11 protein-coding genes are annotated in these 25,344 nt (G+C 64.9%); 5 read left to right on the top strand and 6 right to left on the bottom strand.

Annotated elements, in window-relative coordinates; translation table 11 throughout:
* Positions 1-75: 75 nt before the first annotated feature.
* The gene (locus llg_RS22155) at positions 76-8,970 is read right to left on the bottom strand and encodes an autotransporter-associated beta strand repeat-containing protein (protein ID WP_338287257.1); all 8,895 of its coding nucleotides are present in this window, start codon (positions 8,968-8,970) and stop codon (positions 76-78) included.
* A 368-nt stretch (positions 8,971-9,338) separates the two neighbouring features.
* Between llg_RS22155 and llg_RS22160 the strand changes: the two genes are divergently transcribed.
* Both llg_RS22160 and llg_RS22165 read left to right on the top strand, forming a co-directional pair.
* Positions 9,339-11,678: a hypothetical protein gene (locus llg_RS22160; protein WP_338287258.1), complete on the top strand. Its 2,340-nt coding sequence runs from the start codon at positions 9,339-9,341 to the stop codon at positions 11,676-11,678.
* Between the two features lie 287 nt (positions 11,679-11,965).
* A complete protein-coding gene (locus tag llg_RS22165; RefSeq protein WP_338287259.1) occupies positions 11,966-14,818 on the top strand; it encodes a two-component regulator propeller domain-containing protein in 2,853 nt (950 codons plus the stop codon).
* A gap of 8 nt (positions 14,819-14,826) precedes the next feature.
* Here llg_RS22165 and llg_RS22170 read toward each other — a convergent pair whose 3' ends face one another.
* Both llg_RS22170 and llg_RS22175 read right to left on the bottom strand, forming a co-directional pair.
* On the bottom strand, positions 14,827-15,255 hold the full coding sequence (locus llg_RS22170; protein WP_338287260.1) for a response regulator: 429 nt from the start codon (positions 15,253-15,255) through the stop codon (positions 14,827-14,829).
* 86 nt (positions 15,256-15,341) lie between these two features.
* Complete coding sequence (locus tag llg_RS22175; protein ID WP_338287261.1) at positions 15,342-17,600, bottom strand: TIM-barrel domain-containing protein; 2,259 nt, start codon at positions 17,598-17,600, stop codon at positions 15,342-15,344.
* Between the two features lie 117 nt (positions 17,601-17,717).
* Here llg_RS22175 and llg_RS22180 point away from each other — a divergent pair, with 117 nt between their 5' ends.
* On the top strand, positions 17,718-18,047 hold the full coding sequence (locus llg_RS22180) for an HU family DNA-binding protein (protein WP_338287262.1): 330 nt from the start codon (positions 17,718-17,720) through the stop codon (positions 18,045-18,047).
* A 74-nt stretch (positions 18,048-18,121) separates the two neighbouring features.
* On the opposite strand, the gene llg_RS22185 is transcribed toward llg_RS22180, so the two are convergent.
* On the bottom strand, positions 18,122-18,466 hold the full coding sequence (locus tag llg_RS22185; protein WP_338287263.1) for a hypothetical protein: 345 nt from the start codon (positions 18,464-18,466) through the stop codon (positions 18,122-18,124).
* A gap of 296 nt (positions 18,467-18,762) precedes the next feature.
* Here llg_RS22185 and llg_RS22190 point away from each other — a divergent pair, with 296 nt between their 5' ends.
* Complete coding sequence (locus llg_RS22190; RefSeq protein WP_338287264.1) at positions 18,763-21,747, top strand: LodA/GoxA family CTQ-dependent oxidase; 2,985 nt, start codon at positions 18,763-18,765, stop codon at positions 21,745-21,747.
* Positions 21,744-22,832 carry a tryptophan 7-halogenase gene (locus llg_RS22195; RefSeq protein WP_338287265.1) on the top strand — a complete coding sequence of 363 codons (1,089 nt, stop codon included), beginning with the start codon at positions 21,744-21,746 and terminating at the stop codon, positions 22,830-22,832. Before llg_RS22190 ends, llg_RS22195 begins: the two co-directional genes overlap by 4 nt.
* 62 nt (positions 22,833-22,894) lie before the next feature.
* Here the strand turns inward: llg_RS22195 and llg_RS22200 are convergent, their stop codons facing one another.
* Together llg_RS22200 and llg_RS22205 are read right to left on the bottom strand one after the other, a co-directional pair.
* Complete coding sequence (locus llg_RS22200) at positions 22,895-23,989, bottom strand: zinc-binding dehydrogenase (RefSeq protein WP_338287266.1); 1,095 nt, start codon at positions 23,987-23,989, stop codon at positions 22,895-22,897.
* Positions 23,990-23,993: 4 nt separating this feature from the next.
* Positions 23,994-25,250, bottom strand: coding sequence for an MFS transporter (locus tag llg_RS22205; protein WP_338287267.1), 1,257 nt, complete (start codon positions 25,248-25,250; stop codon positions 23,994-23,996).
* Positions 25,251-25,344: the final 94 nt, after the last annotated feature.

Genomic DNA, 25,344 nt, shown 5'->3' on the forward strand with positions numbered 1-25,344 from the left:
CAGTACTGCCCATGTATTTACCAACGTGGACCCTGCGACCTCTTTGTCGCAGGGCCAGCCGCCTCCCGGATCCCATCAATAGGAAACCTGAAGGCGAAGGAAGCGCCTCGGACTCGTGCCGATGGTCTGGACATCCGTCACCGTCACGACCCCGGCGGTATTCTGCGCCCCGGTGCTGGACCAAATGGTGGTCCACGTGTCGGCAATCGAATCCGCGGCGAGCACCCGGTAGGTCAGGGTGCTGTCCGCGATGCGGGTAAAGGTCAGGGTGAAGCGGGTGCCATCCGTGGTTTTTCCGAGGACGGCGGCCGCACCGGAGGTGGTGACATCGGGACGGGTACCCGTCGCATACTCGAGCAGATTCGAGCGACCATCGTTGTCGGCGTCCGCCGTATCGGAGGCGGTGGCGCTCCCCAGATAGGCCGTCCTCCAGGTCTGGATCGCGGAGGGCGGCGGAGCGGCGGCGGCGACATTGAGGGTGAGCACACCGGAGGCAGCGCTCAAGGAGCAGGCATAGCCGGACGGCTGGGTGCCGATGGCAAATCCGGCGGCACTGATGCCGGTGGCCGTGGCGAGGGTGTAGCTGCCGCTGGTGAAGCCCGCCCCGGCGGTGACGTTCACGGTCACCGTGCCGCTGGCGGGGCCCGTGTAGGCGCCTGCGATGACAAGCTTGTCCGTGACGGTGCCCGCCTCGACCGCGAGCACGGCTCCGCCATTAAGCGTGGCTGCTCCGTTGCACGTCAGCGTTCCCGCGCCCGCGTTGCCCGGGGCGATGGTGCCGCCGCTCGCGACGGTGACCGCACCGGTGATCGTGCCGGTCCCCGCGAGCGTGCCGCCCGCATTCACCGTGACCGCCCCGGCCCCGGTGAGGCTGCCGGTCAGGTTCAGGGTGCCCGCGTTGACGGTGGTGCCGCCGGTGTGGGTGTTGGTGCCGCTGACGGTGAGCACGCCGGTGCCGACCTTGGTGAGCGCGATGCTGCCGGTGTTGCTGAAGGTCCCGGCCCATGTGCTGTTGGTATTGAGCGCGCCCGCGCTGACAGTGGTGGTGCCGCCGCCGCTCTGGCGCACGTTGCCCGCGCTGCCGCTGAGCTCGCCGAATTGGATGGTGCCCGTTCCGAAGAGAAACGAAGGCGAGTCGGTGGTGCCATTGAGCACCCACTTCGCCTGCGTGCTGCCCGCGGAGGCGCTGCCGAACTTGTTCCGCGCGGCATTCCCCGCGTTGAAGGTAAAGGTGCCGGTGAAGTTGCTGTTGTCGCCATAGAGACGGGTGCCGCCGTAGTTCACCGCGGCGCTGGTGGCGAGGTTGCCGGAGCCGGTGATCGAACCATAGAGGTCGAGGTTGTTGCCGGTGGAAACCTCGTAGATCGTGGTGGTCGTTCCCGCCTGGGCCACGATGTTGTTGTAGAGCACGCAGCCCGAACCGTGCTGGAGATTCCCCCCGGCCAGCGTGAGCGTGCCGGTGCCGAGCGCGCCCGCGGTGGAGGTCCCGGTGCCGGACACCGCCAGGGTGCCCGCGGACAGGGTGACGCCTCCGCTGAAGGTGTTCGCGCCGCTCAGGGTGAGGAGTCCCGTCCCCGCCTTGGTGATGGCGCGGCTGCCGCCCGATTCACTGATCACGCCGCTGATGGCGATCGCGCCGGTGTTGCTGGTAACGGTCGTGTTCTTCAACAGCACCAGCGGCAAGCCCAGGGTCTGGGTCGCGGTCGAGTTGTTGGTGATGTCCCCGTAGAGCTTGAGCGCGTTTCCGGTCAGCGTGTAGGCGCTCGCGCCGCTGTTGAACGTCAGCCCACGGGTGGTGAACCCAGTGAGATCGTTGGACAACGCGGTATTCGCGGAAGTGCCGAAGGAGAACAGATCCTGCTCGAGCGGCGCGGTGCCTCCCCAGTTCGCCGCCAAGGATAGACTCCCCGAGGTCGTGCCGGTCCAGGTGGTGGCGACGGGCGTGCGGATGGTGAGATACAGCGTGGTGCCGCTGACCGAGAGCGAGGCGATGTGGGTGTCCGGCAGCGAATTGAGCACGAAGGTGCCCGCGACGAGGCCGGCGGCATTGGTGAGGATCGGATAGGTGCCGCTCGCGAAGCCCGCAATTGGGCTGACGTTCACCAGGACCGTGCCGCTGGCGGGAGCGGTGTAGCTTCCCGTCGCATCGATCGTCAGACAATCCGCCGTGGCCCCCACCTCGATGGCGAGAATGCTGCCCGCGGCGGGCTTGTAGGCCCCGGTAAGCGTGAGGGTGCCCGCCGAGGTGGCAGCGGCGGTGTTGTGATTGCCCGGGGAAACGAGGCTGCCCGCGGCGGCGGTGACAGTGCCCGCCACGCTGCCGGTGCCCGCCAGGGTGGCCCCGCTGGCGATGTTCACCGCGCCCGATCCTCCCGAGGTGCCGGTCACGTTGTAAATCCCGGCATTGATGCTGGTGGTGCCGGTGAGACCGATGCCGCCGGAGATGGTCAGCGAGCCCGCTCCGACCTTCGTCAGCGCGACATTGCCCGGAGAGCTGCTGATGCTCCCGGAGAAATTCGAATCGGTGCCAAGGTCGCCGATGCGGAGCGTGGCCGTGGAGCTGCCGACATCGTTGCGGATGCCGCCCGCCCCCGCCAGCGACCCGAACGAGATCGTGCCGTTTCCAAACGAGGTGGCGGTTCCGGCCGAAACCGTGTTGTTGAAGATCCACGCCGCGGAGGCGCTCCCGGAGTTCAAGGTGGCGAGCTTCAGCCGGTTGGTGCCGCCGCTGTTCTGGGAATTGAACGTGCCGGTGAATCCGGTGTTGTCCCCGGACAGCACCAGCGAGTTGACGTTGCCGCTCTCGATGACCGTGCCACCGCCGGTGAGATTCCCGGCCAGGGTGCTGGCGGAGGATTTCACGAGGTTCGCGGTGACCCCGGTGGGAACGACGATCGTGTTGTAAACCGTGGCTCCACCGAGTTGGAGCGTGCCGCCATTGAGCGTGACCGTTCCACTTCCCATTGGCGCGCTACCGGTGACGACGAGGGTTCCCGCGTTGACCGTGGTGCCACCGGTATAGGTATTGGTGTTCGAAAGCGTGAGCGTGCCGGTTCCCGCCTTGATGATCGAAGCATTCATTCCCGCGTCGCCAAGCGATCCGCCCAGCGTGATCGCGCCGGTGTTGGCGGTCATCGTGCGCGTGCCCACCAGCGTCATGTCCAGATTCAGGACCTGCGCGGTGGTGGAGTTGTTCGCGATGTCACCGGTGAGGGTGATGGCGTTTCCGGAGATCGTGAAAGCGCTCGCGCCACTATTGAAGGTGACGCCACCCAGCGTGAGCCCGGAGAGGTCGTTGGTCAGGTTCGTGGCGGATGAGCTGCCAAAGGTGAGTGCGGCATTGTTCACCGGCGCGTAGCCGCCCCAGTTCGCCGCGAGACTCCAGTTCAGCGATGTCGGCGCGGCGATCCAGGTGTTGCTGGCGGGCATCGCCGCGACCGCGGTGGATTGCGCACTTTCACCATAGGAGTTCACGCCGCTGACCACATAGTAATAAGTGGTGCCATTCGTCAGCGATCCATCGGTGTAGGAGAGAGTGGACGAGGTGCCGACCTGGGCATAGCTGCCGGTGGTCTTCCGGTAGATCTTGTAGCTGGTGGCACCGGTGGCGGCATTCCACACCAACGACACGGAGGTGCTGCGGGCGTAAGCCGTGAGTCCATCCGGGATCGAAGGCGGACCGGTGACGGTCAACGTCAGCGTGCCCGAGGCCGCGGAGAGCGCGTAGGTGTAACCGGACGGCGCGGCGCTGCCGAGGGTGAAAGACGCGGCGCTGATGCCGGAGGCTCCGGTGATCAAATTGTAAGTGCCGGGTCCAAAGCCCGCGATGGCGGAGGGCTTCACCGAGACGGTTCCGCTGGACGGCCCGGTGTAGCCGGTGCCGCCGATGGCGATCCGGTCGAAGGTGGCCGCGTTTCCGATCTCGAAATCAAGGATCGCACCGCCATTCAAGGCCAGGCCCGCGGTCGTGAACGCGCCCGCCCCGGCATTCCCCGGAGCAAGGTGGCCACCGCTGTTCACGGTGGTGGTTCCCGCGGTCGAACCGTCCCCGGTGAGAATGGCGGTGGAGTTCACCGCGATGCCTCCGGCGTGCGTGCCGAGGATGGAAAGCGTGCCTGCACCCACGGTGGTGGAGCCGGTGAAGGTGTTGTCGCCACCGAGGGTGAAGGTTCCCGCACCCGCCTTGACCAATCCACCGGTGCCGCTGAGGACGCCATCGTAAACGGTGTCCGACCCGTCGCCGCCGACCGTCAGCGTCACCGAGCTGTTCGTGGCGACCGGCCCCGCACCATGGACCCCGCCATCGGTATTGAGCATCACCACCGCCCCTTCCACCCCGGACAGGCTGCCGATCACCGGCGCGGTGGTGTCGAACCAGACCGATGCATTCACCGCGTTCACGTTCTGGATGTCCACCGCCGCGTACTGCAGCGCGGTGTTGTGGCCGATCGAGAGCGCGGCTTTTCCGGAAACCGTGTCATCCAGCACGATGGTGCCGTTGTAGGTGTTCGAGCCATTGGTGAAGTCGATGGCCGAAACCTGGTTGCTGTTGGCGTTGTTCAGCACGATGGTCCCGGATCCGGTGACCACGCCCGCGAGCTGCATCCACTTCCCGGACCACTTGCTCTGGAGCGTCACGTCGCCATTGATCGCAATGGTGCGGGCGCTGGTGCCGAGCGTGATCTTCCCGTCGCTGGGCAACACCAGCGAGCCGTCGTTGAAGACGAAATTGTTCCCCAGCGTGTTGTTCGAGTTGCTGCCCATCTGGAAGCGCAGCGTGGAGGCATTGAGGGTGACGGTGCTGCCCGCCGCTCCCAGTGAGGTCACCGAGCCTGACGCGCTGGAGCTGGTGGACGTGCCGAGCTGCACCACGCCGCCGCTGACGGTGAGGCCGCCATCGAAGGTATTCGCGCCGGTGAGGGCGAGGATGCCGGGGCCGGTTTTGGTGACCCCATAAACACCGCTGCCGTCGCCGATGACGCCGCTGAGCACCAGAGTGCCCACATTCGCCACCACCGTGCCCGGCCCGGTGAGCACGAGCGGCAGGCTGATGGTCTGGGTATTGACGGCATTGTCCACGATCGAGCCACCGAGCGAGAGCGAGTTCCCTGCCAGGGTGAAAGCACTGGCCCCGGTCTTGAAGGCGATGGCGGAGACCGACAGGCCCGTGATGTTGTTGCTCAGGCTGACATTGGTGGCGGTGCCGAAGGAAAGTTGGGCTCCAGAGGCAGGCACGAGGTTCCCGCTCCAATTCGTGGCCGTGTTCCAATTGGCCGAAGTGGTGCCAGTCCACGTGTAGGTGGATTGGACCGCGCTGGCCGTCGACGAACCCACGCTGGTGCCGCCGCTGTTTCCAGCCGTGACGTAGTAGGTGTAGGTGACACCGAGCGTGAGTCCCTGGTCGATGTAGCCGGTGTCCGTGGTGGTCCCCGCCAACACGTAGGCACCGCCCGATGCCGAGCGATAGATCGAATAAACCGGCACGCCCGTGGACGCATTCCACGCCAGGCTCATCTGCCCGGAGTCCGGTCCGCTGGCAACGGTGAGGCCGGTGGGCACCGATGGCACCGGGGTGCCATAGACCGCGCTCACGTAGGAGGTGGCGGCGCTGGCTCCACCCGTGCTCACCGCATTCACGGTGTAATAGTAGGTCCCGGACGCAGGTGCCGTGGAGTCTTGGAAATAGGGACGGTCACAGGTGCCGATCTGGGTGTAGCTGCCACCGGACGAGGTGGCACGGTTCACCCGGTAGGACGTTGCGCCGCCGGAAACGTTCCATGAGAGGAACACCCGGCTGCCCGAAGTGGCAGCGAGTCCGGTGGGCACCGCCGGAATGGGCACGGTGCCCTCCCCGCTGGCGTAGAGCCCCAACTCCGCGACCTGCATCTCGTAGCCGATGCCGCCGTTCACGGCCGTGACATTGAGCCGATGGTAGCGGTAGCCGGTGGTATTGGTGAAGGTGTAGCTCTTGGTCAACGCGCGGGTGGCGAAGGTTTCACCGCTGCGGCTGTCGAGCGTGGTCCATGTGGTGCCATCGTTGGAACCCTGGAACTGCCACGTGGCGGGATCGCGGAGGGTGGTGTCCGCGCTGGTGATGTCATAGCGGGTCACCGCCCACGTCATCGCGAATCCGAAATCATACTGAAGCCATCCGCTGACTCCGGAGACGCCGTTGTTCCACTTGGTGGTGGTGCTGGCATCGAAGGCCTGCGAGGCGGCATAGCCGGAGGCGCTGGCACTGGCGGAGGCAGTGCCGCCGCTCGCGCGGTTCAGCAAACCCGCCGTCTTGAGCGTGGCGGACGCTTCAATCGAATCCCCGCCATCACCACCGGCACTGACACCACAGACGACGTAGTAATAGGGCGAGGCACTGGCCGGTGGAGTGTCCACGTAGTTGCCCACCGCCCCCACCGTGGTCACCAGCGTGTAGCTGCCGCCGGGAGTGGTGGAGCGCTTGATCTTGTACGACGTGGCTCCCGCTGCGGGCGACCACTGGAGGACCACCTTGTTCACCGAGGAGGCCGCGGTGAGCGTGACCGGACGCGCCGGACGCGCGGAGACATCGACATCGTCCGGCAGATAGAACACCACGGACGTTTGCGGCTGGAGCGTGACCGTTCCCGTCTTCGTGGTGTTCGAGATGAGGTCCGTGGCCGAGGTGAAATTCGACGGCAGGATCATGTCATACGTGGCGCTGTAGTGGCCGTTGATCCCCACCAGCCAGTGGCCGTAGCGCAACGTGTAGCCGGTGCCGCGGCCCGCGTCCGGATTTCCCCCGGAAATGCTTGTCAGATCCGAGCGCATCGGGATCGGACAAACGATGCCATTGTAGGCGTTCGTCGGATTGTCCGGAGGCGTGCGCGTGGAGTTTCCCTCCACCGCGGGCCCCAGCGTGCGGAAAGTGCCGCTCGGCTTGTAACGCACGTCCTCCATCTGCACCTCGGCGAGGCGCGGCGTGTTTCCGGCGAGGTGGAAAACCTTCGCGAAGCCATTGATGTGGTCCGGCGACCGCCAGTAGAGGTTCGCGAAGAAACGTTCCTCGCCATGCTTCGCCGCCACCACCATGTTCTGCTCGTCCGCCCACGCGAAATCCGGCGCACCGGGATGCATCGGCAGGGGGATGTTCGTGGCGGCCATCGCCTTCACCAGCGTGTAGTTCCGGGCCGAATACGGCCCGTAGGAGGACGCCAGCATCTGGAGCTGCTGGCCATCCGCCACGGAGGTCTGGTAGTAGCCGAGCAGGTCGGAGATATCGAAGTTCGTCGCGCCAATGGTGAACGACGGGCCTTTCGAAACCACGCCGAGCCCGCCATCGCCACGCTCCAAATAGGCCCAGTGGCCGGGCATGTCGTTGTTGCGATCGCCGATGGGCTCCGCGCCATACATCATCAGCGCGCCGCTGCCATCGTAGTTCGGATAGCGGAACACGCAACGGGCGCGATAGACTTGGAGAGCCTTTGCCATGAGGGCCGCATCACCGGCGGAAAAGGCGACATTGAAGAGATTGCCCCCCATCTCGCCGTAATCGCTGGCCACGAATCCTCCACCATCCTTCGTCGTGCCGCGGCTGGTGGTGATGTACCAATTCTGGTCCGTGCCGCGCACGGGCGTGGGTCCGGAGCCGGTCTGGTCGCTCCCCTTGTAGGTCTCAACACCGGCGGCCTCCCGCATGTAACGGGTGGACTCGGTGAGATAGAGCGCGTTGACCGGATCCACCACCAGCAGCCCGCTGTTCGCGAGGTAGATGTTCCTCGCCACATCGATCTCCTGGTTCGCGGTGCGGGACTCGCCCCGGCGGTTGTAGCGACCGTAGTCCACGCTGGCCCGGAGCGCCTTCGACCAACCGCTCGTGCGGGTGATGGTCCCGTAGGTGCCGCTGTAGGCCACCTGCGTGGACATGATCGCGCCCGCGCTCAACTGCGGCCACAGCAGCTTCGCCGTCGCCCCCAGCGGCGCGAATCCCCCTCCCCAGCTATCGTTTCCGAACGCAGCCACCTGGCTGCCGGTGATGCTCTGCTTCGCCACTTGATAATCGATGGCATCGACGATGAGGTTGAGCAGGTCGGTGGCCGTCTTCCCGCTGGGGTAAGTGATCCAGCTTTCACCGAGGTTCTCCTTCGCATCATAGCACTGGGCCATGTAGAGGATTTTGTTCGGAATGAGGCCGCTGGCGGCGGTGCCCATGTAGCCGGAAAGCGTGCTGTTCACCCCTGCCTTCACGGTGGCCAGCGTGGTCGCCTCGCTGTCCCCGGTGCGCGCCACGAACGCCGGTGCCGGCGTCTGCGCCTCGCCGGACACATCGAGCTGCGACCCGACGTGTGAGTAGAGCCGGTACAACCCGATCGAGGGCGAGTTCATCAGCTTCTGGTATTTGCTGAAATACGCGCCCGCGTCGTAATCATTCAGCCAGCCGGTCGAGCGCAGCTTCAGCGCCACGCTGGTCTTCCCCTGCGTGAGGTGCAGCGGAAGCGGGACCGTGCGGTAAAGGAACTGGTTGGCCGCCCAGCTCACGCCATCCGCAATGAACTGGTCCGGCGCCGCCGAACCTCCGCTATGCCGCAGGCCCACCTCGTAGTCCTCCACATTCAGGATGAAATAATGCTGCGGATTCGGATCCGATCCCCAGATCTTCACCGTGAGGTAATTCTGTTTCACCGGATCAACAGCCATGCTGAGCGATCCCTCTCCGCCATAGATGTCCGCATACGGCGTGCGCGGCAGGAACCGCCGGGCCGTCTGCCCGAGCGCCCCGGTGATCACATCGCTGGGATCGTCGCTGGAAGGATCGGACGGATCGATGCCTCCGGCCTGGGCCACCCACGAGGAAGGCGTCACCGGCCCCCAACCCAAGGTAAGGCCGTGGGCACTTTCCGAGGTCGAGTTCCCGAAGACAACGGTGTCCACCGTCTGCGCAGGCAGCGGCGACATCATGCCGGTCGCGACGAAGGTCGCGAACGCAGCTCGCCGCAAATTGGAAATCCAACGACGGGTGCTCCTGGACACGATGGTCCCGGGGCCATGACACGGTTCATCCGTAATCCTCATGGGAAGTTTTTTCCTAACAGGGTTTTGAAAAGCAGGCGGCGGAAAATCCGCATGACATGCCCGCGGTGGGTTTTGTGAGACGTATGGCATTAGCCAGTTCCGCCCGCATCGATGCAATCCCGCGCCTGAAACATGTGGTTTGAACTGGTAACCCGATAACGACACCGGACCATCCACACCTTCACGTCCCGTTGCTGACCAATCCGCAACAACGACCGTGGGGCCACCATCGAACAAAAGGACAGGCGATCCGGTGATGGAAGCCATGACATCGGATCGTTCAGAAAGAACACATGATCTCCTTCATCCACCCGTCTCCCCGGAAGCGCGCGCTCCTCGCTCTGGCCACGGTTCTCTCCGCCGGTCCGCTCCCGGCGGCGACGATCGACACCTTGATCCTCGGCTCACACGACTCCGAAGACCTCCATGCGGTGAAGGCCGACCACGCCGACATCATCGCCGGCGGACTGGGCACCGTGGCGCGCCGATTGCTACCGCTTGAAGAGGCCACCTGGCTCGGAGGCAAACTCACCGCCACGTTGAAGGTCGATCCAGTGAAGCAGAACTACGTCACCGTGCGGCTGTGGGGATCGGACGTGAACCACAACCTGCTGATGCTGGAACTCGATGGCAAACAGATCGGCTATCGCCACCTCGGCGACTACGACTGCCTCGATGTCGGCGCGGACGCCCCGGCTTACAACGATCGCTTTTACTACAAGACGCTGCCCCTCCCCCTCGACAAGACCACGGGCCGCAACACCGCGGAACTGACGATCCGCGCCAATGGACCGATCTGGGGCTATGGCAAGTCGTTCGCCGAATACCAGAAGCCGATGACGGAACCGACGCGCGGCATCTACGCGGTCTACACCCATGACGACGGCTGCTTCATTCCCTCCTCACTGGAGAAGCAGGGCGTGTTTCCGAAGGATGCACCGCTCCGAAAGGAACCCGGCGAGGAACTGATGGCGCAAGTGAAGGACCGGGTGAACGGCGAACTCACGAACCTGCTCAAGCCGGACCGCATGCCGAACCAAATGCAGACCCTCTTCCTCGCCAAGGCCTACCACACGAAGTGGACGGTGGCCGCGGGCAAACCGGAAACGGCGGCACAAGCGCTGCGTTCGCTCGACAACCTCTACCGCGGCTACAAGAAGAACCCGAAGCTCGCCCAGGAGGAACCTTCCACCTGGAATCCGGATTGGTTCGGCCTTGGACCGAGCGGGCAGGTCATCACCTTGCTCGCGGAGCCATTGAAGGCCGAGTTCGACAAGACCATCGACGACGGCACCGGCACGCAAATCACCCGCCGCGCGGCCTACACCGAGATGCTCCTCGCCTGCCGCGACTGGCACCGCGAGAACCGCCGCCAGTACACGAACCAGTCGATGATCAACGACCTCTACGGCATCTATCTGGCGAACCGCGGCATCGCCGTGCTCACTCCCGCGAAGGCGCTGCCGGAGAAGCAGGTTCAGCGTTACCTGCGCGAATCGATCGGCCTCGAGCCGTGGCTTGGCAGCGAGGTGAATGGCAAACCGGTGGAACCGCTCGGCAAGGACTTCATGCAGATCACGAAAAAAGGTCTCACCCGCGAACTCGGCTTCGTGGGGAATTACGGCGAGGTCATCGACTGGGTCAGCCAGATCTACGAGGCCACCGCACCCGCGTGGGGAAAGCCCGGGGACCCGGCGATCAAGGCCCAGCTCGTGCGCATCGCGCGGGCACGGGCCCCATTCCGCTACCCCATGCTCGATGACCAGGGCAACCGCACCATGGTTCAGGAAACCGTGGTCGGCTGGCGGGACACCCACTTCCCCGGCAACGTGACCTACGGCCAGCGCCCGTCGTGGGACGGCTCGCCCTTCGAAGCCGCCGCGCTCACGCTCGATCCGAACCTCGTCGGCTACGCGCAACAGCAGATCGCGGACAACCAGTATTTCTCCACCGTGGCGGAGCAGGCGAAGAACAAGGGCTTCCGCGTCACCTTCGGCCTGCTCCAGGTGCCGGAGCAATATGAGAAGATCAAGGGCCAGCCGCCGTCGGCGAAGCGCCTGCCGATGTCGTGGGACCAGCCGGACTTCGCCTTCACGGATGAGGAGGACGGCGTGATCGCGATCAAGCATGGCAACGAGATCTTCTACGCCTCGCTCTATTGGCGCGCCCGCCACGCGGTGAACTTCCTCGCCCGCGTCCATTACCTCACGCCGGACTTCGACCGGGTGGCGGTGGTGAAGCAAAGCACGCTCTACACCGCCAGCGGCATGGAATACACCCGCCCGGATTGGACGAACTTCGGCTTCGGCAACGGCGGCCACCGCTATCCGGCCGCCATCGTTTCCGCCCATACCGGCGAGAAGCTTCCGATCGCGAAGATCCCGGACGGCATCAAATTCAAGCCCGGCGACGAAAACCTGTATGCCGGCCGCGGCGATCTCTACGAACTGCGGTATGGCCCTTACTTCGTGGCCATGAACATGTCGAAGGACAAGACCTTCGACGTGAAGGTGCCGGAGGACGGGGGCAATGCCATTGAGCTGGTGGACGACCGCAAGGACGTCAAACCGGGCACCGTCTGCAAGGTCGCACCGCGCACCACGCTGGTGTTCCGGTTCGAAGACAAAAAATAACCCCGCAGGGAAAGGGCGCCCACGGCGGGGATCCGCGGGCGCTCCGATGTCATCGGGACGCCCCCCGAACGGATGGTGTTCAAACCCCAACAAACACGGTAGGCTGTCCTTCTGCGCCCCTGCCGTGACCCCACCCGGGCGGCCACGAGAAAACCCTCCACATGGTCCGCCCGCTTTCATTTCTCAAAACTTCATGCGTTCTCGCGATCGGCTGGCTGGCCGCATTACCCGCGGCGGCCAATGAGGGCCGGGCATATCTGAATCGATTCTGGCAGACCAGCGAGGGCATGCCGAGCAACGTGGTCTCAGGCGTCGCCCAGGATCACGATGGATTCATCTGGGCCGCCACCGGCGCGGGAGTCACCCGCTTCGACGGAGTGCGCTTCGAGGTGATCGGTACTGCGGCCGACTTGCCCGACACCCACATCCACTGCATCCTGGTGGATCGGGCCGGCCGGGTCTGGGTCGGATCCCGCCGCGGTGTGGCGTATCGCGAGAACGGTGTCTGGAAGATCCCCGCGAACAGCCCGAATGAAACGGTGTATGCGCTGGGGGAAACCACCGATGGCACGATCTGGGCCGGCTGTTTCCGCACCTGTTTGACGATCCGCAGTGGCATCGCCAGCAAAGTCGACCTCGGGGTGGAACCGGATGTCCGCTGCCTGCTGCCGGATGATGCAGGCGGAATGTGGATCCTCACGCGCAATCACCTCCATCACCGCACGGCGGGCAACAATGGAACGGAACTGACCGGCCCATGGAGTGGCCGCGACCTGACCGGATTGACCAAGGACGCACAGAACCGGCTCATCCTCTGCGGCAGTGGCGTCCTGTTCCGCCAAAACGGGACGGATTGGGAAAACCTGAACAGCCTCATTCCCGGCAGCGAGGCGAACTCGAACCTCGCCTGCGCCGTCGATCACGAGGGCACGCTCTGGATCGCCACCCGCAACCGCGGCGTCACGTTCCTGCATGGAACCGAACACGGTCGCATCGACGCCTCCGGCCAGCTTTCGCTCGATGACGTCCGCGGCCTCCTCGTCGACCGGGAGGGCAACGTCTGGGCCGGCACCAATGGCGGCGGCCTCAACCGGCTGCGCCGCCGCGTATTCGACACCTACGGCGTGACGGAGGGCCTCGGCCGGACCGTGACCTCCGCGATCACCGTGGATCCCATGGGAAAGGTCTTGGTCGGCACGGATGGCGCTGGCATATTCCGCCATCAGGACGGCGGCTTTGTGCCGGACCTGCGCGAGACGGGACTGCCGGAGCGGGAGCCCATCTGGTCGATGCTCCATGATTCGCGCGGCACCCTGTGGATCGGGACGTTTCGCGCCGGACTTTACCGAGTGACGAACGGCAAGGCCGAAGCCGTTCCCGCATTCCTGGACGATCCGGCTTCCGAAATCTGCACGATCCAGGAATGTCAGGATGGCAGCCTCGTTCTGGGGCTCTACGGCAATGGCATGAGGAGGCTGAAGGATGGCCATGTCGAAAGGATCACCATCAAACCGGAACTCGATCACGCCACGGTTCTGAGCACGCTCGAAGACCACCGCGGCCGCCTGTGGGTGGCCGCCGGGCCGGCGGGCCTCTGGCTCCGGGAAAACGGCACATGGCGCGATCTGCGCACCGTGCCCGGCGCATCGGATCTCCAACCCACCATCCTCGCGTCCACCCCGGACGGGGATATCTGGGCCGGCACCCTCGGCCAGGGATTGATCCGCTGGCACGACGACAAGCCCACCCGCTGGACGGAAGCGGACGGCCTCATCAGCCCCACCATTTGCCAGATCGAATCGGACGATCATGGTTTCCTGTGGCTGGGCTCCGACCGCGGATTGCAACGAATCCCGGTAGTCGAGCTCGTCAATCCTCCCGGAGGCCCCTCCGGTGGGAGAATCCACGGCATCCGCTTCAGCCGCCCGGACGGACTGCCCACCCCCCAGTTCAGCGGCGAGCATGGCAACCTTTCGACAAAAGGCCCGGACGGCGCGCTGTGGTTTTCCCTGGCCGCGGGAGCGATCCGCGTGAATCCGGCCGAAAACCTCCAGGCTTCCGAGCCGCCGGTCGTGCACATCGAAAGCGCCACCACCGACAAAGGACCGCTTTGGCAAACCGATCTCCCGTCGACCCGCAACCGGATCGTCAAGGAGCCCGGCACCGGCACCCTGCAAATCCGCTTCACCTCGCCGAGCTACAACCGGCCGGAAGAAACCCGCTTCCGCTACCGCATGGATGGCCTGGAAGAGGAATGGCAGGACACCGATGGCAACCGCCTGGCCAGCTACGCCTCCCTTCCGCCAGGCACCTACCGCTTCGACGTCATCGCCTCCACCCCGGACGGCCGCTGGAGCGCCAGCCCGGCCTCGGTCACCCTGGAGGTCAAACCGTATCTCTGGCAAACCCTCGGTTTCCGCATCGTGGTCGGCACCTTGGTGCTCGCGGCGCTGGCCATCCTCGTCCGCAAATGGTCGGTGCGGCGATTGAAGCGACGGATGGCCCGCCTGCTGGAAGAGAGCCGCCTGGAGCGGGAGCGAACCCGCATCGCACGGGACCTCCACGACGATCTCGGAGCGAGTCTCAGTGAGATCAATTTCCTCGGCACTTTGGCCGCCGACACCCTGGGCGAGCATCCGGTCCGCCCCCGGGTGGAGGGCATGGTCGATCGCGCGCAGAGAATGGCCAAGTCCCTCGACGAAATCGTGTGGACCGTGAACCCCGCCAACGACAGCCTTTCCTCGACCGCGAACTACCTCTGCTCCCGCAGCCAGGAAAGCCTGCGCACCGCGGGCATCCGTTGCCGCCAAGACGTGGCGGATCATCTGCCGAACATCTCCTTTGACTCCCAGCTCCGCCATCACCTGCTGATGGCCGTGAACGAAGCCGTTCACAACGTGTTGAAGCACTCCCGCGCCACCGAATGCACGCTCACCATCCGTCTGGACGGCCCGGACCTGCTGGTCCAGGTGGCGGACAACGGCAAGGGCTTTTGCCCGGAAGACGTGCCCCCGAATCGGAACGGTCTCACCAACCTGGCCCGCCGCATGGAGTCGTCCAAGGGCAGCGTGGAGATCACCAGCCACCCGGGCCAAGGCACGGTGGTCACGCTCCGCACCCCGGTGGCACCCGCCGCGTGAGCGGGCGCTCAATCCGGAAACAACACCTTCACCAGCCGTTTGATTTCCTCGGGGTCGGCGGGTTTCGAGAGATGCGCGTCGAACCCGTGCTCCGCACAGCGATGGAGCATTTCCTGATCATCGTAGCCGGTGAGGGCAATCACCACCACCCGCTTGGTGAAGGGATGGCGGCGGATTTCACGGGCCACCTCGAGCCCGTTCATTTCGGGAAGCCCCAGATCCATGAGAATCAGGTCCGGAGGCTCCACCACCGCCTGCTTGAGCGCCTCCGCGCCGTCATACGCCACCCTCACCCGATGTCCCTCGGCCTCGAAGAACATTCCGAGAATGTCCGCGGTAGCCCGGGCATCCTCCACCACCAGCACGGAAAGCTCGGTGGGAACAGGACCTTCGCCCCGATCGGATAGGTCAGCAGCCGGATTCTTCAGGAGGTGCATGGCAGGCTTCCACACTAGTAAGGGCTCCACCTGACAGCAATTCAATACCCCGCGACGGCGATATTTCGAGCCCGCATGCCTGCCGTCTATAAGGAGATGGTGAGAGACGAGCCCGTGTATTCCACCACCTTCGCGGTGCCCCCGGGAACCAGCTCGATGCGGAATGCCTGCGGCTTCGTCTGGCGGGCCTGGGTCGAAACCCGCGGCTCGATCACCAGTTTGCGCTCCCGGTCATTCCAGGAAAACGAGGTCACCGCCGCTTCGCCTTTCAGATAGCCTTGGCTGCCTCCGTCGTCCTCATACAGGACGCCGCTTCCATCCGCGCCCGTGTGCACCCGGATCACGCGCGGCTCAGTCACAGGCTCCGCCGTATACTGCCGGACCGGATCGAGCGGCAGGATCGCACCGGCTTTCACATAAAGCGGCATCGTCCCGAGATCAACCGGGCGGGAAACCGTGCGCCCGCCGTCCACGATCTCGCCCGACCAAAAGTCATGCCACTTGCCCACGGGCAGATAGACGTCCCGCGAAGTCGCGCCTTTTTGGAACACCGGCGCCACGAGCAGATCGCCGCCCCACAGGTATTCGTTTCCGATTCCCCGGGCCTTCGGGTCCTCCGGGTAATGGAGCCACAGCGCGCGCATCATCGGCAGGCCTCCGTCCCGCGCCTGCCAGGCCGCGGTGTAATTGTAGGAGAGCAGACGGTAGCGGAGCTCCGCGTAGCGCCGCACCAGCGGCTCGATGGCGGGATTGTTCAGCTCCGAAACCTTCGGCGGCTCGCGGTCCTCGACCGGACCCAACGAATCCAAGCCCCACCCCCACGGCAACCGTGTCCACCATGTCCGCCCATGCGAGCGGAACGACGGGCAGAACGCGCCGAACTGGAACCATCGTAGATACAGCTCCCCGGTCAGCTCCGGCGTGGAGAAGAACCCGCCGATGTCGGAACCCCAGAACGGGGACAGGCTGAGCGAATGGTTGATGCCCACCGCGATCTGGGCCTCCAGGCTTTTCCAAGTCGATTGCGTGTCGCCGGACCACACCCACCCGCCCCACCGCGCGATGCCGAGGTAGCCATTGCGGTGCAGGCTCCACGGCCGCCGGTCCGGCTGGCTGCTCAACGGCCCCTGGTAGTATAGCTGGTGGCGCGTGAGCCGCTCATGGAGATCGAACCAATCGCCCTCGTCCGGCCACCAGCCGTCTACGCCCGCCTTCACCAGCGCCTCATGCTCCTTCCAATAGGAGCCAAGGTGGGCGTCATCGAGAACCGGCAGGCGGTCGCGGTCCCACGGCACCATGTGCAGCACCACTTTCGTGTTCCGGGCATGGAAGTCGGAGAGCACCGTGGCCGGGTCGTGCTTGAACACCTCCGGGTTGAACTCGAAGGAGGGCTGCGGCTTGTTCCAGCCTCTCGGCGTGAACCCGGTGCCGAGATAGATCACCGCATCCATCGGGATGTGCTTCTCCCGGAAAGTGTCCACGATCTGCAGCATCGCCACGTCGTCCTCCAGCGTGCGGTGGGACTGCATGTAACCCAGCGCCCACTTCGGCGGCAGCACCGCCGGTCCGCTGATCGCGGCAAGGTCCTTCATGAACACCGCCGGCTGGCGCGCATCGAACACGAACACGTCGAGCAACCCAGTTACCACCGATTCCGCCGGAGGCAGCCCCTTGCCGAGCTGTTGCTGCTGGTTGCCAACCGTCTGACGTGGTCCGGCCACCCTTGGTTCATTGGGAACGAACAAGCCGCGGTCGGGCTTCGACAGGTCGATCTTTCCCCATGGGGCCGCGAAATAGAGCCCCCATCCGCCTGTCCCCGCCAGCACCGCCACCGGATTGCGCGAACCATAGGCATCGGACTGCCAGCGCGGCACCATGTCCTCCATCCGCCCGCGCCGGTCGAACTCCACCGGTGCGTGCTGCCAGTCCTTCCCGGGCCGCGGGCCGCCCTCACCCAGTCCCAGCACCGGCTGCCCATCCAAGGCGAAGGCCACCTTTCCCGCGGCATCCACCACCAGTTCCTGGATCAATCGCCCACCCGCTGCCGTCACCCGGACGGTCAATGGCACGGGCCTAACCAAAATTTGCAGCTCCCCCACCCTCGCCTCCTGCGGGCCATCGAGATCCCGCCAGCGCGCCACAGGTGCAGCCGTGGAATCCAACAACGCCGGGTTCGCGGGCAGCTCCGGCGCGAATTCCACCGGCTTGAGCGTCAGCCGCACACCCCGCTCCCCAGCGGCGCGGACGCTCAATTCCACCGGCTTCCCCGCCGTGGTTAGAAGCTCCGCGGCCAGCGGGCCGGAGAAGAAGATCAGGAGCGGAAAAGGGAGCAATGGCAGTTTCATGGGCACGGTCTAACCGGTTTCCGGGGATTACAGGCGGTCCGGGGACACTTTTTCGGCCTCCTCCGTCCGCTCCATCCTTGACTCCAGTGGATTCCTCGGAGAATCGTTCGACGAACTATGGCTAAAAAAGCAGCTCCCGTAAAAGAACGTTTCAGCAAGACCCAGATTCTCGATGAGATCGCGGCCAGCACGAGCCTCACCCGCAAGCAGGTGTCCGCCGTGCTCGACAGCCTCACCGACGTCATCGAAAGCCACGTCAACAAGCGTGCGGTCGGCGAGTTCGTCCTGCCGGGCCTCCTCAAGATCAACACGATCAAGAAGCCGGCCGTGAAAGCCCGCAAGGGGATCAACCCATTCACCAAGGAAGAAGTTACCTTCAAGGCCAAGCCCGCCTCCACGGTGGTCAAGGTCCGTCCGCTCAAGAAGCTCAAGGACATGGTCCTCTGAGCGGTCTGACGAACCGTTTCCATTCCCGGCCGCCGCGACCTCGTGTCCGGCGGCCTGTTTTTTGCCCGTAGGGCTCAGAGCTGCTGCTTGAGCTTCTGGAACTTCGCTTCCAGCGCCGTCAGCTCCTTGCGTCTCGCCGCGATCTCGTGGTCCAGCGAAGCGAGCTGCCCCAGCAGCTTCGAACGCGCGCCATCGCCGCCCTTGGCCGCGGCCTTGCCAGCCTTGCCGGGTTTCGAGGCAACACCGCCCTCGGCTTTGACCCACGAGGCGACAGTCAGCGCGCTGACTCCGAACTTCTTCACGGCGGCGGCGACACCACCGCGGCCCTTGTCGCCGTTGGCTTCGCGCACGAAATCCACGATCTGCTGCTTTTCCTCCGCGGTGTAGCGTTTGCCCTTACCTGGTTTCTTGTTGGCCATAAGCGCGATACTTCGTTCAGACTTGTTAGAATTGCAAGTCATCCGGGCCGCAAATGTTGGAAAACATTCCATCGGATAGCGATATCGACAATCGCGGAACTCCCTATTCGCGCAAGGTCGACACCTCCGCCAGATAAGCAAATGGCAATATCCACACCTCATCCAATGGCACAAAAACGGCCAATCACTGGAATATATATTTTCCCAAACAAGATGATTGCCACTCCACGCTGATCCATGACAGATGAACCATCATATTCATCTCTAACAAACCATATCAGCACCCACCCGATTGCATGAAAAACCTGGAAGCCACGCCCGATGACGCGCCCGTCTGCGACTGCGCCACGAACCCCGACAACTCGCTGGTCACCATGTTCGTGGACATGGTTCAGAAGGGCCGGATCAAGGCGGGCCAATGCCCGGCGCTGCGTCCCGTGTTCCTGAAGCCGCACTGCGTGGCGCACGGGGTTTTCCGCATCAATCCGGACATTCCAGAGGTTTTCAAGGTGGGCGTCTTCGCGGGCGGCGAGTATCCGCTGTGGGCCCGCTTCTCGTCCGACACCCTGCCCACCCGCAACGACTACGAAAGCACAATCGGCATCGGCCTGAAGCTCTTCGGCACCCCGACCCCGAAGATCTTCGGCCTGCCGGATGACACAACCTTCGATTTCATCATGCAGAACATGGACGTGTTCTTCGTGGATACGGCGCGGGACATGTGTGAGTTCACCAAGGCGGGGGTGATCGATGGCGACTACGGCCCCTATCTGGAGGCCCATCCGAAGACCAAGGAGATCCTCGACGCGATGGCGAAACCGGTGGGCTCGGCGCTGGCCTCCCCCTACTGGGCGATCCTACCCTTCGCCCTCGGCGGCAGCCACTATGTGAAATACAAGCTGGAGCCCACCATCGAGGTGCCAGTTCCTTCCACGCCGCCGCAGGATCCCTGCTATCTCGCCGCGGACCTTGCAAAACGCCTTTCCGAGGGAGACGCGGTGTTCCGTTTCTGCATCCAGCTCCGCACGAACCCGGCGACGATGCCGCTCGACCAGGCCACCGTGGCATGGCCGGAGGACGAAAGCCCCTTCGTCCACATCGCCGACGTGATCTTCCCGAAGCAGGACGTGACCGAGCGCGGTCAGGCGGCCTACGGCGAGAACCTGAGCTGGAACATCTGGCGCGTGACCGCGGACCACACCCCGCAGGGCTCGATCGCCGACGCCCGCAAGGTGGTCTACGCCGCCTCCGCCAACGAGCGCCGGAACGTCAACGGCATCCCCGATGGCGAGCCCACCGTGCCGAAGCCCGCCGAGGACCTGCCACCGGGCAAGGACACCCGCGTCGTCCGCGCCGCGATCCATCCGGCGATCGGCGTGGCACGGGTGGGTGACGCCGAAACCGAATACTTCATCGGGCCGGAGGTCACCGAGCCCCCGCTCGGCGAATACACCAACCAGTACCGCACCGCCGGTGGCGAGCTGAAGCGCCAGGCCGCGCGCTTCCGCCTCTATGGCTACAATGCCGCCGGCGAAGTGGTGCGCGAGCTCACCCCGGACAACGCCGACATCTCGTGGACCGTGCACGTGGCGAACCGCAAGGCCGATTGGTTCCGCTTCATCACCGCGATGGATATTCCGGCGACCAAGAACCTGACGGTCCCCCGCCGCAACGCCAGCATCACCGGCCCGGCCCGCGCCCAGCTCGTGATCGATCCCGGCCCGCGCAGCATCAGCGGCCGGAATGTTTCCGGCGGAGCCGAGCACCGCTTCGATACCGGCGAGTTCAAGGGTGTGACCGTTCCTCTGGGAGAATTGCAGACCGACGACCAGGGCCGCCTGCTCTTCCTTGGCGGCCACGGCAAGTCGGCCTCGCCGAGCGGTGCCCCGCCCTTCGATCCCGCCGATCCGGACACCTTCAACAACGCGGACGATTGGTACGACGACATGTCGGACGGCCCGGTGGACGCCACCGTGTCGATCAACGGCCGCTCGATTCCCGTGGAAGGCTCGTGGGTGCTGTGCGCCCCTCCGAACTATGCCCCGGACGTGATCGGCTGGCGGACCCTTTACGACCTCCTCGTCGACACCTACGTGGACGCCGGAATGCTGCCGCTGCCGGACCAGACCTCGTTCACCCGCGACATCCAGCCATTGCTCGGCCGCCTTTCGAACCTGCAGTGGGTGAACAAGGGCTTCGCCGCGATGTATGGCAAGGGCCGCCCGATGGACTTCGAGGACCCGGCGTTCATCCGCGAGCTGTCGCTCAACGGCGAGTCCGGCAAGCCCTACGAGGAACTCCGCCGCACCATTCTGAACACCTTCCGCGCCTTCGACACCGAGGTGAACGAGCCGCGCCTGTGGCCGTGGATCTATGGCGATGACTTCGGCGGCGATCTCTTCTCGCCCTCGCCGCAGACCATGCTGGCGCTGCCGCAGCTCCAGCAACTCCATCTCCAGCGTTGGGTGGCCGGCACCTTCGTGGATGACTGGGATCCCGCCGCCACGCCGCCGCACACGCTGGCGGACGTGCCGCTGGCCGAACAACCGGCGATGCTCGACAAGGCCGCGCTGCACTACTGCCTGGCGGACGCATTCCATCCCGGCTGCGAGACCACCTGGCCGATGCGCCACTCCACGCTCTACAGCGCGCCATTCCGCATTCGCCGCCGCTCCGATGAACCGGCCGATACCTACGGCAGCACCCTCGACCAGCAAGAGGCGCTGGCCCTCACCGGCCCGCTCTATCGACAGGGGCCCGGCAACATCACCTGCTGGATGGGCCTGCCGTGGCAAGGTGACACCGCCTACTGCCGCTCGGGCTATGATCCGCAATACGATCCCTTCCTTCCCACCTTCTGGGCGGCCCGCGTGCCGAACTGGGTGCTGACCGAAGAGGACTACGTGATCGTGATGAACGAGTCGCTTCCGCGTGAGGAACGCATCGCCGCCTACAACCGGCGTGCCTACTGGTTCCGCGCCATCGATGAGGCTCCGGACATCCCCGCGCGCATGGAGAAGATGGTCGCCGAGTTCGGTGCCCAGGGCATCGTGGAAGCCCGCCCTGGCATCGCCGATGATCCGGATTTCCCGGCCACCATCTTCGTCGAGAACCTCAGCAAGGACCAGCAGCAGCGGTTCGCCGCGGCCAGGGCCAGCCTCAAGGCGCTCCGCACCGCCGCCGCTCCGAACTCTTACCAGGAAAAGGTGCACGCCGCCGGTTGGAACAGCGAGCAGCACCTCCGCGAAGCCATCAACCTTCGAGCCCGCCGCAAGTCATGAGCCAAACCTGGGATGCCATCATCGGTGGTGCCGGACCGGCTGGACTGATCGCCGCGACCACCTTGTCGCGGGCGGGCGGGAAAGTCCTGCTCCTCGATCCCCAATCATCCGGCCGCCACAAGGTCGGCGAAAGCGTGCCGGGCGCCATGGCCCGACTGCTGGCGAAACTCAACCTGCCGCCCATCGGCGGGCCGGGTAGTCCCCACCGCTCGGTCGGAGGCATCGTCTCCCACTGGGCGGGCGAACTGCGGACCGAAGATCACCTTTCGAAACCCGAGGGTGGTGGCTGGCGGCTCAACCGCGGCGCGTTCGAAGCCGAACTCGCCCAGGTGGCCGCCGCCGTGGGAGTCATGAGAAAACCCGCGCGCGTCACCGGTGTGGAACGCATCAACGGTGTCTGGCAGATGGACACGGAGGCCCACGGCAAACTCGCCGCGGATTTCCTGATCGATGCCACCGGCCGCAATGCCGCCATCGCCCGGCGTGCCGGAGCCCGTCAGATCCACGGCCCGCCCTTGGTCGCCGTCTGGACCATCGGCCGCAACACCCGCGAAACACCGCCCAACCGCACCTTCATCGAATCCACCGCCGAGGGTTGGTGGTATGCCGCGTATCTGCCGGATGGTCGACCGCTCACGGTCTTCCACACCACCCCGGCCCTGGCCGCGGATCTGCGCGCCCATCCCATGCGATGGCTCGAGCAACTGCGCGCCACGCGCCACATCGCGGCACAGGTCGATCCCGAGGCCTTCTACCGGATGGCGCTGAAGGTCCACGACGCCCGGTCCTGCCATCTGGAGTCACCCTGTGGCCCGGGCTGGGCCGCCTGCGGTGATGCCGCGCTGGCATTCGATCCCCTCGCCTCGCAGGGCATCTTCAATGCCATGGCCTCGGCCGACATGGTCGCCACCGCGCTGTTGGGAAATACGACCTTGGAACACTACCAGCGAACGGCCGAGGAGGTGAGATCCCTCTATCAGCGCCGCAGGAATCCGCTCTACGCCGCTGCCGCGCGCCACTTCGGCACACCGTTCTGGCAACTCCACGCGGATCGGGATCCGATCGCGGATGGCGTGACGTCATGATCAAACGACGCCCGGAGGTCTCGGCCTCCGGGCGTCCTCATCGCAGTTACCCGATTAAAGCATCAAGGGATCACCGCCACCCGTTTGCCGGGACTGGCGTTCGCGGACGCAAAGGCTTCGTTGACCTGTGCCAATGCGAACGAGCCCCCGGCCAGCGACGCGTAAGGATAACGCATGCCCGCCGTCGCGAGGAAATCCACCGCGGTCACCAGATCCTCCGGTGCGTAGTTGTGCAGCCCTTTCAAGGTGAGCATGCGCCGGACGAGATCGTTCGGATCGAGTGCCACCGGCTTGTCTGGCATCGTGGTGCCCGCGATCACCGCCGTCGCGCCGGTCCTCATCACCTCGATCGCCGTGGCGACCGACTGGGACGCACCGGAAAACTCCAGCACCAGATCCGCACCGCGGCCGTGGGTGGCCTCCAGAACCACCTCGCGCAAGCGCGCCGGATCGCTGAAGCCTGTGGCCCCGAAGGCACGGGCCGCCTCTTCACGGGCCGCGCTCAGATCACAACCGATCACCTGCTCCGCTCCCGCGGCGGCCGCCATCGCACAGGCGGTCAAACCTAGAACTCCACAGCCGATCACCACCACGGTCGCTCCCTCCGCCGGTTCAGCACGACGGTAGGCCGCGGCCACCGTGGCCACGGCACAATTCGCAGGTGCGGCGATGGCGTCCGGTAACTCCTCCGGCAAGCGCAGCACCCCGGTGCCCGCGGTGAGAATGCAGCACTCCGCGAAACCACCGCTGAACTCCCGGCCCGGAGAGATGGCAGCGTGGCCATACTTGAACAAGCTGCCGCACTTCTGCGGCAAGCCACGCTTGCAATAGAAACACTCCCCACAAGAGGCCGCCAGCGTCCACGTCACCCGATCGCCCACGTGGAGCGGAACTCCCCGCAAGTCCACCCGCGAAGCGCCCTCACCGAAACCGGCGACGCGTCCGGTGATCTCATGACCGAGCACGCATGGCGTGGGTTCATTCCGGCGACCATGCCACGTGTGCACATCGCTGCCGCAGATGGTGGCACAGGTGATCTCCACCAGCAGCTCACCGGGTCCCGGGCGGGGCACGGCAAACTCCATTAACTCCAGCGGCAGACCATGCCCCCTGAAGACGGCGGCCAAGGCCTTTCCATTCGATCGTTCGGTTTTCATCGGATTAACGGCGGACAAAAAGCATGAGCGAGGCCCCCGCCGCGCAGGCCACCGCGATCACGGTGAAAGCGATGGAGGTGGTGTGCGCGTGTTCGATCAGGGCTCCGATCAACGGTTCCCCCAGACCAGCGAAGAGATACGCGCAGAAATTCATGATCCCGATGCCGGTGCCAGCGAAACGGCGACCGAGCAGATCCGGGCACAGCGCCCAATAACCGGACTGCGGCCCGTAGACGAAGAAACCGGTCAGGAACAACAACGGCAGCGACCAATGGGATTCCCTCGGCACCTGGCTCGTCAGCCCGGCGAAGATCGCCGCGAGGAACAGGAAGATCACGATCGCGCTGGAGCGCCTGCCCTTGAACACCCGGTCCGACATCCAGCCCGCGCTCACCGCCCCGATCGCCATGCCCAGCGGCAAGGCCATCGCGACCCACCGCATCGGCGAGTTTCCCTTGTCCCAATCCGTGCCCAGCAGGTGGACCGGAACCCACACCAGCAATCCGTAGCGCGCGAGATTTTGAAAACCGATCGAGAAACACCCCAAGAGGAACGGCACGCAGGTGAGGCCAACCCGGTAACGCTGCCAGATCGAAAGCCCGGCGATCGATTCCACCACCATGCCACTATCCCCCTTCTCGTCCTCCAAATCCGGAAACCCGCTGTCCGATGGACGCTCGCGCGCCACCAGCCAAAACACCACCGCCCCCACCACCAGCAGGATCACCGGCAGTCGGAAAATCCACCGCCACCCAAGCGGGAGCACCAGAGCAGCCAGACCATAGGTAAGTACCGAGGAACTGCCCGCGGCGAATAAATACCAGCCGAACACCCGCCCTCGATGCTGCTTGTCCCACCAGTTCGAAAGGATCCGGCTCCCCGGTGCCCAGCCCATCGACTGGGCCATTCCATTCACCGCCCACGGCACCATGAGCGTCGTCAGGCTGGTCGCGCCGCTCAGCACGAGATTCAGCACGAATGAAAAACATGCCCCCATGGTCATCATCCGCTTGCCGCCAAAGCGGTCGGCGAGCTGCCCGTTCACCGCTTGCCCCAGCGCGTAGCACCACAACATCGCGGTACCGCACCAACCCAACTGCGTCTTCGTGAGGCCAAGCTCCTTCATCATCCCGGGGATAGCGAATCCGAAGGTCTGCCTGCCGGTGTAATAGAACAGGTAGCAGAACATCACCGCCATCAGCGTGCGCAGGCGCGCGGTGCTGAACTCGGGGGAAACAGAATGGAGGGATGGCGACGTCATCGAAGCGACTGGGTGGTGGTCACACGTTTCCAAATCACTTGCAACTTTGTTTCCCAAAAAACAACTTCAATTCGGTGTCAGTTTTGCTTCTCGA

This window comes from Luteolibacter sp. LG18 (assembly GCF_036322585.1).
GTDB lineage: Bacteria > Verrucomicrobiota > Verrucomicrobiia > Verrucomicrobiales > Akkermansiaceae > Luteolibacter.